The sequence below is a fragment of the Pseudomonas palmensis genome, assembly GCF_049942755.1.
GTDB lineage: Bacteria > Pseudomonadota > Gammaproteobacteria > Pseudomonadales > Pseudomonadaceae > Aquipseudomonas > Aquipseudomonas palmensis.
The window spans coordinates 3,403,352-3,418,622 of record NZ_CP187958.1; the positions used below are offsets into that span (position 1 = coordinate 3,403,352).

General features: G+C 64.4%; 11 protein-coding genes. 4 read left to right on the forward strand and 7 right to left on the reverse strand.

Features of this window, described 5'->3' with window-relative positions; genetic code table 11:
• Nucleotides 1-196: 196 nt before the first annotated feature.
• Nucleotides 197-1,243: an ABC transporter substrate-binding protein gene (locus tag ACPRTJ_RS15765; protein ID WP_426427097.1), complete on the forward strand. Its 1,047-nt coding sequence runs from the start codon at nt 197-199 to the stop codon at nt 1,241-1,243.
• Here ACPRTJ_RS15765 and ACPRTJ_RS15770 read toward each other — a convergent pair.
• Nucleotides 1,200-2,126, reverse strand: a complete 927-nt coding sequence (locus ACPRTJ_RS15770) for a LysR family transcriptional regulator (protein WP_043860762.1) — start codon at nt 2,124-2,126, stop codon at nt 1,200-1,202. The two genes, ACPRTJ_RS15765 and ACPRTJ_RS15770, sit on opposite strands and share 44 nt — an antisense overlap.
• A 181-nt stretch (nt 2,127-2,307) precedes the next feature.
• Here ACPRTJ_RS15770 and ACPRTJ_RS15775 point away from each other — a divergent pair, with 181 nt between their 5' ends.
• Nucleotides 2,308-3,210 carry a TauD/TfdA dioxygenase family protein gene (locus tag ACPRTJ_RS15775; RefSeq protein ID WP_088515517.1) on the forward strand — a complete coding sequence of 301 codons (903 nt, stop codon included), beginning with the start codon at nt 2,308-2,310 and terminating at the stop codon, nt 3,208-3,210.
• Nucleotides 3,211-3,307: 97 nt separating this feature from the next.
• Here ACPRTJ_RS15775 and ACPRTJ_RS15780 read toward each other — a convergent pair whose 3' ends face one another.
• The 4 genes from ACPRTJ_RS15780 to ACPRTJ_RS15795 all read right to left on the reverse strand — a co-directional run bounded on the left by ACPRTJ_RS15780 (nt 3,308) and on the right by ACPRTJ_RS15795 (nt 10,523).
• Nucleotides 3,308-4,561, reverse strand: a complete 1,254-nt coding sequence (locus tag ACPRTJ_RS15780; protein WP_088515516.1) for an OprD family porin — start codon at nt 4,559-4,561, stop codon at nt 3,308-3,310.
• A 200-nt stretch (nt 4,562-4,761) separates the two neighbouring features.
• The gene (locus tag ACPRTJ_RS15785) at nt 4,762-6,216 is read right to left on the reverse strand and encodes an AdeC/AdeK/OprM family multidrug efflux complex outer membrane factor (RefSeq protein WP_043860765.1); all 1,455 of its coding nucleotides are present in this window, start codon (nt 6,214-6,216) and stop codon (nt 4,762-4,764) included.
• A complete protein-coding gene (gene ttgB, locus ACPRTJ_RS15790) occupies nt 6,213-9,368 on the reverse strand; it encodes a multidrug efflux RND transporter permease subunit TtgB (RefSeq protein ID WP_043860766.1) in 3,156 nt (1,051 codons plus the stop codon). The genes ACPRTJ_RS15785 and ttgB overlap by 4 nt, the downstream gene beginning before the upstream one ends.
• Before the next feature lie 3 nt (nt 9,369-9,371).
• The gene (locus ACPRTJ_RS15795) at nt 9,372-10,523 is read right to left on the reverse strand and encodes an efflux RND transporter periplasmic adaptor subunit (protein WP_043860767.1); all 1,152 of its coding nucleotides are present in this window, start codon (nt 10,521-10,523) and stop codon (nt 9,372-9,374) included.
• A gap of 261 nt (nt 10,524-10,784) precedes the next feature.
• Between ACPRTJ_RS15795 and ACPRTJ_RS15800 the strand changes: the two genes are divergently transcribed.
• Nucleotides 10,785-11,417: a TetR family transcriptional regulator gene (locus ACPRTJ_RS15800; protein ID WP_043860768.1), complete on the forward strand. Its 633-nt coding sequence runs from the start codon at nt 10,785-10,787 to the stop codon at nt 11,415-11,417.
• A gap of 151 nt (nt 11,418-11,568) precedes the next feature.
• Entirely contained in the window at nt 11,569-12,453 is an 885-nt protein-coding gene (locus ACPRTJ_RS15805) for a DMT family transporter (RefSeq protein WP_043860769.1), read from the forward strand.
• Here the strand turns inward: ACPRTJ_RS15805 and ACPRTJ_RS15810 are convergent, their stop codons facing one another.
• Nucleotides 12,454-13,857, reverse strand: a complete 1,404-nt coding sequence (locus ACPRTJ_RS15810) for an MDR family MFS transporter (protein WP_054914927.1) — start codon at nt 13,855-13,857, stop codon at nt 12,454-12,456. It lies immediately after the preceding gene.
• Between the two features lie 108 nt (nt 13,858-13,965).
• Complete coding sequence (pobA, locus tag ACPRTJ_RS15815; protein ID WP_426427098.1) at nt 13,966-15,156, reverse strand: 4-hydroxybenzoate 3-monooxygenase; 1,191 nt, start codon at nt 15,154-15,156, stop codon at nt 13,966-13,968.
• Nucleotides 15,157-15,271: the final 115 nt, after the last annotated feature.

Below are 15,271 nucleotides of genomic sequence, written 5' to 3' on the forward strand. Positions count from 1 at the left end.
TGCATTTAAAGCCGCTGACTCGCCGCGCAGCCAATGCATTCGAAGCATATTTTGGTTGTGTGAAATGCATAGCCCGCAGGGCCGGGCCTGACAGGGCTTATATGTAATCTGGTTATTAAAATGTAATTTAATAGTATTTAAAGATTGGCATCCGCTATGGGTAGCGTGGCCGCACCATTACAAGGAGCTGTGTGCCATGAACCTGTCGATCAATCGTGTTTTCAGCCTGTTCGCCACCCCCGCACTGGCCGCCGTGATCGGCTGGATGCCGACACTGGCGCAGGGCGCCGAGCTCAAGCAGATCCGCATCGCGGTGCCCGACCTGAGTGCCGGCACCCAGCATTCGGGCGGTGGCATCACCGACGTGCTGCAACAGCAACAGCTGCTGGAGAAAGCCTTCGCCGCCGACGGCATCAGCATCCAGTGGAACTACTTCAAGGGTGCGGGGCCGGTCATCAACGAGGCGTTCGCCAATGGCCAGGTGGACTTCGCCTACCTGGGCGACCTGGCGGCGATCATCGGCAAGGCCAATGGCGTCGACACCCGCCTGGTGGCCGCCACCGCGCGCGGGGTCAAACACTACCTTGGGGTGGTGCCGGGCAGCGGCATCAAGACCCTGCAGGACCTCAAGGGCAAGCGCGTGGCGGTGTTCCGTGGCACCGCCACGCAGCTTTCGTTCGATGCCGCGCTGGCCAGCCAGGGCCTGAGCGAGAAGGACCTCAAGGTCATCAACCTGGATTTCAGCGCGGCCATCGCCGCCCTGGCGGCCAGGCAGATCGACGCCACCTGGGGTTCCACCGGCATCAGTGCGCTGGCCGATCGCGGCCTGGCCGAACTGCCGCTCAATACCCGCGATCTGGACGGGGCGGGCAATGTGCAGGCGGTGCTGGTGGCCGCCGGCGCCTTCGTCGATGCGTACCCGGCAGTGGTCGAGAAGTTCGTCGCCGCGCAGCAGCCGGCGGTGCAATGGCTGACCGACGATGCCAACAAGGACGCCTACATCCAGCTGGTGTCGGAGCGTGCCAGCTACCCGCCGGCGATCCTGCAGCGTGACCTCAGCCAGGAGCGCCTGAGCGCGGTGTTCGACTCGACCCTGGACCCCGACTTTCTCGCCCGCCTGCAAGCCTCGGTGGACCTCGCCGCGCAGCAGCGCCTGATTCGCAAACCGTTCAAGGTCGACCAGTGGCTGGCGCCGCAGGCTACCCGACCAGCGCCTGTGGCGCAGGCTGGCGGTCAAGGTTGATCAGGGTCTCGATCATCGCCCGCGCCGCAGGGGACAGGCGGTAGCCGCTGCGGCTGACGATGCCGCAGCGGGCATTGAAGCTGTCGAGGTTGGCCGGCAGGTTGCGCCAGTGCAGGCGCACCAGTTCGCCGGCCTGCACCGCCGCGCCGTAGGCCTCTTCGCTGCCGATGCCGATGGCATTGGTGCCGAGCACGATCTTGAGCAGGGTGGGTTGATGCTCGCTCTGGATCTGCGGCGAAAAGTCGGTCTTGCCGCTGAGGTTGGCCAGCAGCTTGCGCACCCCCGGCGGAATCAGCGAACAGGCCAGCGGGTAGTCGAACATGTCGTTGGTCGACAGGCTGTCCTTGGCCAGCAGCGGGTGCCCGGGGCGGCAGAAGAACAGGCCGCGGCGCGGGGTCAGGGCCAGGGTCTGGAAGTTGGGGTCGGCTTCGAAGTGGCGGATGTCGGCGACGAAGAACTCGATCTCTTCGCGGCTCAGCGCCCGGCTGAGCTTTTCCCAATTTGAAACCTCGAAATGCGTGCGCACCTTGGGGTGGGCGTTGATGAACTGCGCCACCGCCTGCGGCACCAGGTTCACCGCTGGCGCGGGGCCGCAGCCAAAGCGCAGCTCGCCGGCATCGAGCTTGGTCATCTGCTGCACCTCGCTGCTCAACTGCGCCGCGCCCTGCACCAGGCGCAGGGCGTGCTGCAGCACCACCTGGCCTTCGGGCGTGGGGCGCAGATCCTTGTTGGCGCGGTCCACCAGCACACAGCCGAACTCCTGCTCCAGGCCCTGGATACTGCGGCTGAAGGCGGGCTGGGTGATGCCCATGGCGTCGGCGGCGCGCACGAAACTGCGGTGTTCGGTGAGGGCGATGAAGTAGCGCAGTTGGCGAAGATCCATATGCTTTTCCGGCATTCCAAAAATAGGGCGAAGGTATTTGCCGCCCCGGGAGTCTGGGTTTTAAATGCAAGCTCTTATTCCGTCAATGAAGCACTTGCATATCTGTTAGAGCTTATTTGCATATAGATAGCGCCAGAGTTTCATCGGCACTTACTGTGACGCAACCGATGAGGGACGAACCATGAGCAACGCCGCATTTGCCGCAGCACCTGTCAGCCATGCGCTGGAGATTCATCCGGTGGCCGGGCGCATCGGTGCCGAAATTCGTGGGGTGACACTAGGCGCCGACCTGGCCCCGGCGGTGGTGGAGGCGATCCAGGCCGCGCTGGTGCAGCACAAGGTGATCTTCTTCAGGGGCCAGACGCAGCTGGACGACCAGACCCAGGAAGCCTTCGCGCACCTGCTGGGCGAGCCCATCGCGCACCCGACCGTGCCGGTGCGCGACGGCACCCGCTACCTGCTGGAACTCGATGGCGGGCAAGGGCGTCGGGCCAACTCCTGGCACACCGACGTGACCTTCGTCGAGGCGTACCCCAAGGCGTCGATCCTGCGTTCGGTGGTGGCGCCGGCGTCGGGGGGCGATACGGTGTGGGCCAATACCGCCAGCGCGTACGATGACCTGTCACCGGCCTTGCAGGCGCTGGCCGAGCAGTTGTGGGCGGTGCACAGCAACGAGTACGACTATGCCGCGACCAAGCCGAACGTGAGCCTCGAGCAGTTGGAGAACTACCGCAAGGTGTTCACTTCGACAGTGTACGAGACCGAGCATCCGGTGGTGCGGGTGCACCCGGTGAGCGGTGAGAAGCACCTGCTGCTGGGGCATTTCGTGAAGCGCATCAAGGGCTATTCGAAGGCCGATTCGGATCACCTGTTCAACCTGCTGCAGAGCCATGTGACGCGCCTGGAGAACACCGTGCGCTGGCGCTGGCAGGCCGGGGACGTGGCGATCTGGGACAACCGCGCGACCCAGCATTATGCGGTGGATGACTACGGTACCCAGGGGCGCGTGGTGCGCCGGGTGACGCTGCAGGGGGATGTGCCGGTGGGGGTGCAGGGGCAGCGTAGCCGCACGCTGAAGGGGTAATGAGTTTGTAGTGTCTGAACATACCTATTCGCCGGCAAGGCCGGCTCCTACAAGGGTAGCGCGGGCCTGTAGGAGCCGGCTTTGCCGGCGAAGGGGTTCAGAGAAAGCTGATCGGGTAGCTGACGATCAGGCGGTTCTCGTCGAATGCGTTGGTGCTGAAGTCGCGGCGCATGGTCGAGTTGCGCCATTTGAACGACAGGTTCTTCAGGCTGCCGGACTGGATCACGTACGCCAGCTCCGATTCCCGCGCCCATTCCTTGCCGTCGCTGACCACGGCGGTGTGCACGTTGTCGCCCTTGATGTAGCGGTTCATCAGGGTCAGCCCCGGCACGCCAAGCCCGGCGAAGTTGAAGTCGTGACGCAGCTGCCAGGAGCGCTCCTTGGCATTGTCGAAGCTGGCGTTGTAGCTGTCGTTGGCCAGGGTGCCGCCACTGGTGCCGTTGACCCGCATCCACAGGTCGTCACCGCTGACCTTCTGCAGCCCCACGTAGAAGGTGTTGCTGCCATAGCGTGCCGAAAGCAGTGCCGAGGCGGTGCGGTTGTCGAGCTTGCCGGCACGCTCGGCGCCGTCTTCCTTGCCGATGAAGTAGCCCAGGTTGGCGCCCAGGGTCCAGTCGCCCAGCGGCTGGCTGTGCACCAGGTTGATGTATTGCTGGTTGTAGATGTCCTTGAGCTGGGCGTTCCACACCCCGACCAGGGTGCGCTTGTCGTTGAAGGTGTACTCGCCACCGGCAAAGTTGAAGCGGTCGGAGGTGATACCGGCGCGGCCGTTCATGGACATGTCGTCCATGCTCGCGTCGTTGCGCGGGCTGTTGCCGCGAAATTGCCCGGCATACAGGGTCAGGCCGTCGATTTCCTGGGAGGTCAGCTGGCCGCCGCGAAAGGTCTGCGGCAGCGAGCGGCCGTCGTCCGAACGCAGGATCGGCAGTACCGGCATCCATTCGCCGACCTTCAGCTCGGTCTTCGAGACCTTGGCCTTGAGCGCCACGCCCAGGCGTCCGAAGTCATCGGCCGGGCGGCCGTCATCGTGTACCGGCAACAGGTGCGTGCCGGCGGTACCCTTGCCGCCGTCGAGCTTGACCGAGTACAGGCCCAGCACGTCGACGCCGAAGCCGACGGTGCCCTGGGTGAAGCCGGACTTGGCGTCGAGGATGAAACTCTGGGTCCATTCCTCGCCCTTGCCCTGGGGGTTGGCCGGGTCGACGAAGTTGCGGTTGATGTAGAAGTTGCGCAGGTTGAGGCCAACCTTGGCGTCTTCGACAAAGCCCCCTTCGTCGGCCAGGGCGGGCAGGGCGCAGCTTATGGCAAGCAGGCCGGGGAACAGGTGACGTGCGGGCTGGAAAGTGTTCATCGTTAGGGCGTCTCTTGTTTTTATGTTGGGGCGATGGCGGATGGATGGTGCTGTGGCAGGCAGGAGGGAATCAATTCGTTACAGGCGGAATTGGGCGATAACCGAACACTAACTGTCTGGTTACTTTTGGTGGGGGCAGGCTTGCATGCACAAAAAAGCCCACCGCGAAGGGTGGGCTGTTGTGTCGCCACGCTATCGAATCAACCCTTGGGCGACTCGATCGACGCTTGCTGGCGGGCATCACCGGTGCGCTCGTACCAGCCGCCACCCAGGGCCTTGTACAGGTTGACCTCGCTGACCAGCTGCGACAGCCGGTCGCTGATCAGGGCCTGTTGGGCACTGAACAGGTTGCGCTGGGCATCCAGGAACGTCAGGTTGCTGTCGATACCGATACGGTAGCGACGCTCGGCCAGGCGGTAGTAGTCCTGGTTGGCTTCAACCAGATCACGCTGGGCCTGCAACTGCTCGTTGAAGGTCTGACGCGCCGCCAGCCCATCGGAGACTTCCTGGAAGGCAGTCTGGATGGTCTTTTCGTACTTGGCGACGTTGATGTCCTTCTGGATCTTCGAGTAGTCCAGGCTCGCACGCAGGCTGCCGGCGTTGAAGATAGGCAGGTTGATCTGCGGCTGGAACAGCCAGGTGCCCGAGCCTCCCTTGAACAGCCCGCCCATGTCGGGGCTCAGGGTCCCGGCGTTGGCGGTCAGGCTGATGCTCGGGAAGAACGCTGCGCGCGCCGCGCCGATGTTGGCGTTGGCGGCCTTGAGCAGGTGCTCGGCCTCCTGGATGTCGGGACGACGCTGCAGCACGTCCGATGGCAGGCCGGCCGGCACGTCGGCCAGCAGGTCGCTGTCGAGTTTCATGCCGTTGGGCAGGTTCGCCGGCACGCCGGTGCCGACCAGCACGGCCAGGCTGTTCAGGTCCTGCGCCACCAGGCGCTGGTACTGGGCCAGCTTGACCCGTGCGCCCTCGACCGAGGTGCGCGCCTGGCTCAGGTCCAGGGCCGAGGCCACGCCGACTTCGCTGCTGCGACGGGTTAGGGCATAGCTCTGCTCGTAGGTCTTGAGCGTGTCTTCGGTGAGCGTCAGCAGCTCCTTGTCGGCCTGCCAGGTGAAGTAGGCGTTGGCCACGCTGGCCACCAGGCTGATCTGCGTGGAACGACGCGCCTGTTCACTCGACAGGTAGGTTTCCAGGGCCTGCTCGCTGAGGCTGCGCACCCGACCGAACAGGTCGAGTTCGTAGGCACTCACGCCCAGGGTGGCCGAGTACTGGCTGTTGATGCTCGACTCGCCGGTCTGCGAAACGTTGGCCGGCACCCGCTGGCGGCTGCCGCTGCCGGTGGCCGAGACCGCCGGGAACAGGTCGGCCCGCTGGATGCGGTACTGCGCCCGGTAGGCATCGATGTTCAGCGCGGCGACCCGCAGGTCACGGTTGTTGACCAGCGAGGTCTGGATCAGTTGCTGCAGCGCCGGGTCATGGAAGAACTGGCGCCAGCCCTGTTCGGCCGCAGCCACGTCGGCCGACTGGGTCGGCGAGTAGGCCGGCCCTTGCGGCCACTGGGCCGCCACCGGCGACTCGGGGGTCTGGTAATCAGGGATCAGCGAGCAGCCACCGAGAATGAAGGCGGTGACTGCCAGGGACAACAGGGACTTACTCATTGCCCGGCCTCATAGCGTGGGGTTTCAGGTTTGGCGTCCTCTTCTTCGGGCTTCTTGCTACCGAACAGCGACGACACGCTTACGAAGAACAGTGGTACCCAGAAGATCGCCAGTACCGTTGCGGTGATCATGCCGCCGATCACACCGGTACCGATGGCGTGCTGGCTGCCGGAGCCTGCGCCGGTGGCGATGGTCAGCGGCACCACGCCCAGGATGAACGCCAGCGAGGTCATGATGATCGGACGCAGACGCATGCGGCACGCCTCGATCGCCGCATCGACCAGGCTGCGGCCCTGCTCGTGCAGTTCCTTGGCGAACTCGACGATCAGGATCGCGTTCTTCGCCGCCAGGCCGATGGTGGTCAGCAGCCCCACCAGGAAGTACACGTCGTTGGACAGCCCGCGCATGCTGGCCGCCATCAGCGCACCGATGATACCCAGCGGCACCACCAGCACCACCGCGATCGGGATCGACCAGCTCTCGTACAGTGCCGCCAGGCACAGGAACACCATCAGCAGCGACAGCGCGAACAGTGCCGGCATCTGCGAGCCCGACAGCTTCTCTTCGTACGACATGCCGGTCCAGGCGAAGCCGACACCGGCTGGCAGTTGTGCAGCCAGGCGCTCGACCTCGGCCATGGCCTCACCGGTACTGTAGCCAGGGGCTGGCGCACCGAGTACTTCCATTGCCTCGACACCGTTGTAACGCGACAGCTTGGGTGCACCGTAGCTCCACTCGCCGCTGGCGAAGGAAGAGAACGGCACCATCTCGCCGGCGGCGTTGCGCACGTACCACTTCTGCAGGTCTTCAGGGCTCATGCGCGAATCGGCAGTGCCTTGCAGGTAGACCTTCTTGACCCGACCACGGTCGATGAAGTCGTTCACATAGCTGGCACCCAGGGCGATCGACAGGGTGTTGTTGATATCGGCGATGGTCACGCCCAGGGCACTGGCGCGTTCGTCGTCGATGGTCAGCTGGTATTGCGGCTCATCGTTCAGGCCGTTCGGACGTACCTGGGTGAGGATCTTGCTCTGCGCGGCCATGCCCAGGAACTGGTTGCGCGCTTCCATCAGCTTGTCGTGGCCGACGCCGGCGCGGTCCTGCAGGAACACGTCGAAACCGGTGGCGTTACCCAGCTCCAGTACGGCCGGCGGGGCGAAGGCGAACACCATCGCGTCGCGGAAGCTGAAGAAGTGCTGTTGGGCACGGGTTGCCAGGTTGAACACGCTGTTTTCGGCAGAACGTTCACCCCACGGCTTGAGCATGATGAAGGCCATGCCCGAGCTCTGGCCGCGGCCGGCGAAGTTGAAGCCGTTCACGGTGAACACCGAGGCCACTGTGTCGGACTCCTTGTCCAGCAGGTAGGCGCGCATTTCGTCGACCACCGCCTGGGTGCGCTCGGCACTGGAACCGGCCGGGGTCTGCACCTGGGCGAACAGTACGCCCTGGTCTTCCTCGGGCAGGAACGCGGTAGGGATACGCATGAACAGCCACACCATGCCCACCACGATCAGGATGTAGGCCAGGAAGTACGGGGCCTTGTGACGCAGGATGTTGCCCACGCCGCGCTCGTAGCTCTGCACGCTGCGGTCGAAGTTGCGGTTGAACCAGCCGAAGAAGCCACGCTTGGCGGTATGGTGCTCGCCTTTCTTGACCGGCTTGAGCATGGTGGCGCACAGCGCCGGGGTGAAGATCAGCGCGACCAGCACCGACAGGCCCATGGCCGACACGATGGTGATCGAGAACTGCCGGTAGATCACGCCCGTGGAGCCGCCGAAGAACGCCATCGGCAGCAGTACCGCCGACAGTACCAGGGCGATACCGACCAGGGCACCCTGGATCTGGCCCATGGACTTCTTGGTCGCCTCCTTGGGTGACAACCCCTCTTCGGACATCACCCGCTCGACGTTTTCCACCACCACGATGGCGTCGTCCACCAGCAGGCCGATGGCCAGGACCATGGCGAACATGGTCAGGGTGTTGATGCTGAAGCCTGCTGCGGCAAGGATGCCGAAGGTGCCGAGCAATACCACCGGTACGGTCATGGTGGTGATCACGGTGGCGCGGAAGTTCTGCAGGAACAGGTACATCACCAGGAACACCAGCACGATCGCCTCGATCAGGGTGTGGATCACCCCACTGATCGATTCGGTGACCACAGGCGTGGTGTCATACGGGAACACCGCCTTCATGCCAGGCGGGAAGAACGGCTCCAGCTCGGCGATGGTGTTGCGCAGTGCCTTGGCGGTGTCCAGGGCGTTGGCCCCGGTTGCCAGCTTGATCGCAAGGCCGGAGGCCGGCTTGCCATTGAACTGTGCGCTGACGCTGTAGTTCTCGCCCCCCAGGCTGACGTCGGCGACATCGCCCAGGCGGACCTGGGAACCGTCGCGGTTGACCTTGAGCAGGATCTTCTCGAACTGCTCGGCGGTCTGCAGGCGGGTCTTGCCGATGATGGTGGCGTTGAGCTGCGTGCCGGGCAGGGCAGGCAGGCCGCCCAGCTGACCGGAGGACACCTGCACGTTCTGCGCGGCCACGGCGGTCTTGACGTCCACCGGGGTCAGCTGGAACTTGTTCAGCTTGGCCGGATCGAGCCAGATACGCATGGCGTACTGGGCACCGAACACCTGGAAGTCACCCACACCGGCGGTACGCGAGATCGGGTCCTGCATGTTGGAGACGATGTAGTTCGACAGGTCGTCCTTGGTCATGCTGCCGTCTTCGGACACCAGGCCGATCACCAGCAGGAAGTTCTTCACTGCCTTGGTCACGCGGATACCCTGCTGCTGCACTTCTTGCGGCAACAGCGGGGTGGCCAGGTTCAGCTTGTTCTGCACCTGGACCTGCGCGGTATCAGGGTTGGTACCCTGCTCGAAGGTGGCGGTAATGGTCATGCTGCCGTCCGAGTTGCTCTCGGACTGCACATAACGCAGGTTGTCGATACCGTTGAGCTGCTGCTCGATCACCTGGACCACGGTGTCCTGCACGGTCTGCGCCGAGGCGCCCGGGTAGGTCACGGCGATGGCGATGGCCGGCGGCGCGATGCTCGGGTACTGGTTGATCGGCAACTTGACGATCGACAAGGCCCCGACCAGCATGATCACCAGGGCGATTACCCAGGCAAAGATGGGGCGATCGATAAAGAATCTCGACATGGTTTATTCCCCTTTGGCCCCTGCTGACGCTGCATTGGCCTGGGACGGTTGGGCAGGCTTGACGTTGGTGGCTTCGCTGACCTTGACCTCGATACCCGGCTTGACGAACTGCAGGCCTTCGGTGATCAGGCGGTCGCCCGGCTTCAGGCCTTCCTCGATCAGCCAGTCGCTGCCAACGGTACGGCTGGCCTTGAGCTGGCGCAGTTCGACCTTGTTGTCCTTGTCCACGATCAACGCGGTGGGCTGGCCCTTGAGGTCACGGGTCACGCCTTGTTGCGGGGCGAGGATCGCGTTGGCATTCACGCCGGCGGCCAGGCGTGCATGCACGAACATCCCTGGCAGCAGGTTGTGCTCGGGGTTGGGGAACACGGCGCGCAGGGTTACCGAGCCGGTGGTCTGGTCGACCGAGACTTCGGAGAACTCCAGGCGGCCTTCGTGGGTGTAGGTGGTGCCGTCTTCCAGGTTCAGCGAGACCTTGGCGGCGTTGGCCCCGGCCTTCTGCAGTTGCCCGCTTTCGAGCTCGCGGCGCAGCTTGAGCAGCTCGGCCGAAGACTGGGTGACGTCGACGTAGATCGGGTCCAGCTGCTGGATCACCGCCATGGCATCGGCCTGGCCGTTGTTGACCAGCGCACCTTCGGTGAACATCGAGCGTCCGATACGGCCGCTCAGTGGCGCCAGCACCTTGGTGTAGCGCAGGTCGATCTGTGCGCTGCGCAGCGAGGCTTCAGCCTGCAAACGTTTGGCTTGTGCGTCGTCGTATTCCTGACGGCTCACCGCCTGCTCGGCCACCAGTTGCTTGTAGCGGTCCGACAGCGAGCGGGTCGATTGCAGGTTGGCCTGGGCGCTGGCCAGGGTCGCCTCGTACACCGACGGGTCGATCTGGTACAGCTGCTGGCCTTCCTTGACCTCGCTGCCTTCCTTGAACAGACGCTTGAGAATGATGCCGTTGACCTGTGGACGCACTTCGGCCACGCGGTAGGCGATGGTGCGCCCCGGCAGGTCGGAAGTCAGGGTATAGGCCTGGGATTGGAGGGTCACGACGCCGACCTGAGGAGCTTGCGCCGCAGGCGCCGCTTCTTCCTTTTTACAGCCGCTGAGCAGTGTTGCCAGGGCGACGGCGGAAACCAGAGCGGAAACAGCTGGCTTGAATTGCATGAAGATCCTCGGGTCGAAAGAGCTGAAGACGCTCAAGAGTAATGGAAACGGGATGAAGGGAAAATTAATTCCGGGTGGATAAGTAGGATGCTAAGGAATATACTTACATTCATGCTTGTTTGTAAATACCCGTGGCGCACCTTGTCGAGGTGACCACAGGCTTGATTAAGACACCCGGTAGAGGGCCCGACAGTGGCCATACCGGCTCAGAACCCGGACGCCCGCAGCGCGCGTCCGGCTCCTTGATGAGGTTGTACTGCCATGGTCCGTCGCACCAAAGAGGAAGCTCAGGAAACCCGCCAACAGATACTCGAGGCCGCCGAAAAAGCTTTCCATGCCCGTGGGGTGGCGCGTACCACCCTGGCGGATATCGCCAAGCTGGCCGGGGTGACCCGGGGTGCCATCTACTGGCACTTTCAGGACAAGGGCGAACTGGTGCAGGCCCTGCTCGACAGCCTGCGTGAGCCGATCGAGGCGCTGGCCCAGGCCGGCGAGAGCGAAGACGAGCCGGACCCGCTGGGCTGCATGCGCAAGTTGCTGATTCAACTGATGCAGCAGATGCTGCACGAGCCGCGTACCCGGCGCATCAATGAGATCCTGCATCATAAGTGTGAATTCACCGATGACATGTGTGAGATCCGTCAGCAGCGCCAGGCCACGACCCGCGACTGCTACGAGCGTATAGCGCTGACGTTGACCAATGCAGTCAGGCGTGGGCAATTGCCTGCGGACATGGACCCGCAGCGTGCCGCTATTGCAATATTCGCTTACATCGACGGCATCATTGGCAGCTGGCTGCTGCTGCCGGACAGTTTCGATATTGCCGGGGATGCCGAGCGGTGGGTGGATACCGGGCTGGATATGCTGCGCTTGAGCCCGTCGCTGCGCAATTGAGCATTTGTGAGCATTTGTGAAGGTTGGCATAGGACGTTTCCCTGTCGTGCCCCGTGCCCGGTCAACAAAAAACACCGGCGCTGCTTGGAACGGTAGTCGGTGACCGGGTAGTCTGCCCCCAAGGACCATCAACTTTTCATAGAGCCCTGGCATGAGTGCGCACAACCCGACCCTCAAAGGTGCCGAGCAGCCGCTCAAGGCAATCGCCCTGATGTGCATGGCGGTGCTGTTGTTCGCCAGCCACGATGCCCTGTCCAAATACCTTTCCGGCTTCTATGCCATCGTCATGGTGGTGTGGGCACGCTATGTGGTGCACACCCTGCTGATGCTGGTGGTGTTCGTGCCGCGCAGCGGCTTCTCGGCGGTGGTGCGTACACGCCGCCCCGGCCTGCAACTGGCCAGGGCGCTGTGCCTGATCGGCACCAGCCTGTTCTTCACCACCGGCCTGCGTTACATCCCCCTGGCCGAAGCCACCGCCGTGAACTTCCTCGCGCCCCTGCTGGTAACCGCATTGTCGGTACCGCTGCTGGGTGAACGGGTCAGCCGCGCCCAGTGGCTGGCGGTGCTGGCCGGGTTTGTCGGCGTGCTGATCGTGGTGCGCCCGGGCGGGGCGCTGTTCACCCCCGCAATCCTGCTGCCGTTGTGTTCGGCCTTCTGCTTCGGCTGCTACCAGTTGCTCACGCGCAAGCTCAGCGGCATCGACAGCCCGACCACCAGCAACTTTCTCACCGGCATCTTCAACAGCCTGATCATGACCGCGCTGGTGCCATTCTTCTGGAGCATGCCGACCCTGGGGCATGGCCTGTTCATGATCGGCCTGGGCACCTGCGGGATGCTCGGGCACATGCTGCTGACCCAGGCCTTCCGGCATGCCGCGCCGGCCATGCTGGCGCCCTTCAGCTACGGGCAGATCCTGTTCGCCGGCCTGTACGGCTACCTCATTTTCAATCACACCCCGGACGCCTACGGCGTGGTCGGCATTGCGGTCATTTGCCTGAGCGGCCTGGCGGTGGCCTGGGCGCAGCGGCGCAACTGACTACTGCCGGCCGCGCAGCTCGCGGTTGGGCAATGCCAGCGCCGCCGACAATCCCAGCAGGGAGACGGCGGCGCTACCCAGCAACAGGTTGCGAAAGGTCTGCAGCAACTGCGCCTGCACCGCCGCACTGGCCTGGCCGTCCTTGAGGCTGCCGATCAACGCCTCGCCGGCCAGGCTGAAGCCGCTGTCGTGCAGCAGGCTGAGCAGCAGTGCCGACATGCAGGCCACGCCCATCGCCCCGCCCAGCGAGCGGAACAGGTTGGTGGTGCTGGTCGCCACGCCGATGTCCCGCGGCTCCACTGCGCTCTGGGTTGCCACCAGCGAGGTGGGGAACTGCAGGCCCGAGGCGATGCCGGTCAGCAGCATGAACGCGCCACTGAGCAGCACGCCGTCGATCGGGCTCAGGGCCATGCCGATGATCGCCACCGGCATCAACAGTGCACCGCCCAGAATCTGCGGCTTGTAGCGCCCGGTCAGGCTGGTCAGGCGGCCGCCGCAATAGGCGCCGATCGGCAGGCCCATGGCCAGGGGCAGCAGGTGCAGGGCGGCGCTGTCGGCGCCCGCCCCGGTGATGCTCTGAAAGCGCAGCGGCATCAGCATGGTCAGCGAGATGGCCTGAAAACTGGTGAAGAAGATCGTGCACCAGCACAGCACTGCCACCCGGTTGCCGAACAGCTGCAACGGCAGCAGTGGCTCGACGGCGCGGCGTTCGTGCAGCACGAATACGCCCAGCCCGAACAGGGCTGCCAGCAGCAGGCCGGCAACCGGGCCGGACCCGATGGGCTGGCCCTGGCCGATCAGGGTGATGCCCAGCAGCAGGGCCGTCAGGCCCAAGATCAACAGCACCGCGCCGGGGTAGTCCACCTGCGCCTTGCGTTGCGGCGTGGCCAGCCCGCGCAGGGTACGCTCGGTGACCCACCAGGCGGTCAGCCCCAGCGGCAGGTTCAGCCAGAACACCCAGCGCCACGACAGGTACTCGGTCAGCAGCCCGCCCAGCACCGGGCCGGCGACGCTGGCCAGGGCATACATGCTGCTGAAATAACCCTGGTAGCGACCGCGCTCGCGGGGCGGCACGAAGTCGCCGATGATCGCCTGGCTGACCGACACCATGCCGCCCGCGCCGATGCCCTGCAGTACCCGCGCCAGCACCAGTTGCTCCATGTTCTGTGCCAGCGCGCAGAACAGCGAGGCCAGGGTGAAAAGCCCGGTACCGGTCAGGATCATGCGCCGTCGGCCGTACAGATCGCCGAGCTTGCCGTAGATCGGCACCGCCACGGTCATGGCCACCATGTAGCCGGAAATCACCCAGGCCAGCAGGGTCACGTCGTTGAATTGCGCGGAGATCGCCGGCATCGAGACCGCGACGATGGTCTGGTCCAGCGCGCCGAGGAAGATCGCCAGCATCAGCGCGACGAGCACGCTGCGCAGGGCGGGTTGCGGAGTGTTCAATTGCGTCACGAGGCAGCTCTGGGCAAGTGGGACCGGGTGCTACCCAGTGTACTCGATAGCCTGCTAAGCGTCTTCGATGGGCTCGTAGGGCAGGCCCACGTAGTTTTCTGCCAGGGTCCTGCGCCCGGCCTCGGAGCCCACGAAGTAGTCCAGCTCGGTGTGCTGGATACGCTGGCTGAAGGCGTCACTGTCGGGGAAGCGGTGCAGCATCGAGGTCATCCACCATGAGAAACGTTCGGCCTTCCAGATGCGCCGCAGGCAGATCGCCGAGTAGCGTTCCAGCAGGTCGGTGCGGCCTTCGGCGTAGACCTTGCGCAGGATGTTGTACAGCGTGCTGACATCGCTGGCGGCCAGGTTCAGGCCCTTGGCCCCGGTGGGCGGCACGATGTGCGCGGCGTCGCCGACCAGGAACAGGCGCCCGTACTGCATCGGCTCCACCACGAAGCTGCGCAGCGGGGCGATGCTTTTCTCGATCGACGGGCCGGTGACCAGGCGCTCGGCCAACTCGTCGGGCAGGCGCGACTTGAGTTCCTCCCAGAAGCGCTCATCCGACCAGTCCTCGACCTTCTCTTCGGCCGACACCTGCACGTAATAGCGGGTGCGGGTGGGCGAGCGCATGCTGCACAGGGCGAAGCCGCGTTCGTGGCGCGCGTACACCAGCTCGTCGCTGACCGGCGGGGTGTCGGCCAGGATGCCCAGCCAGCCGAACGGGTAGACCCGCTCGAACACCTGCAGCGCCTCGCTTGGAATCGACTGGCGTGCCACCCCGTGATAACCGTCGCAGCCGGCAATGTAGTCGCAGTCCAGGCGATGCTGCTGGCCGTCCTTTTCGTAGGTGACGTAGGGCTGCCCAGTCTTCATGTCGTGCGGGCGCACGTTCTCGGCGTGGTAGACCGTGGTCGCACCGCTGTCGGCGCGCGCGGCCATCAGGTCGCGGGTGACTTCGGTCTGGCCGTAGATCATCACGCCCTGGCCGCCGGTCAGGCCCTTGAGGTCGATGTGCTCGCGGCGCCCGTCGAAGGCCAGCTCGAAGCCTGCATGGGGTAGCCCTTCGGCGTCCATGCGCTGACCGACCCCGGCTTCGCGCAGCAGCTCGACCATGCCCTGTTCGAGCACGCCGGCGCGGATACGCCCCAGTACATAGTCGGGGCCCTGGCGTTCGAGGATGACGTTGGAGATGCCGGCGTTGTGCAGCAACTGGCCGAGCAGCAGGCCGGACGGGCCCGCACCGATGATCGCGACTTGGGTTTTCATGATTGTTGGACTTTTTATGATTGGAGTACCTGCATTTTTCGCTTGCCGGCTGGCCTTCTGAAGGGACAAACCGAGCACAAAGCGGTACTTTTCGCTAATAGGTGCGTTTATCGGA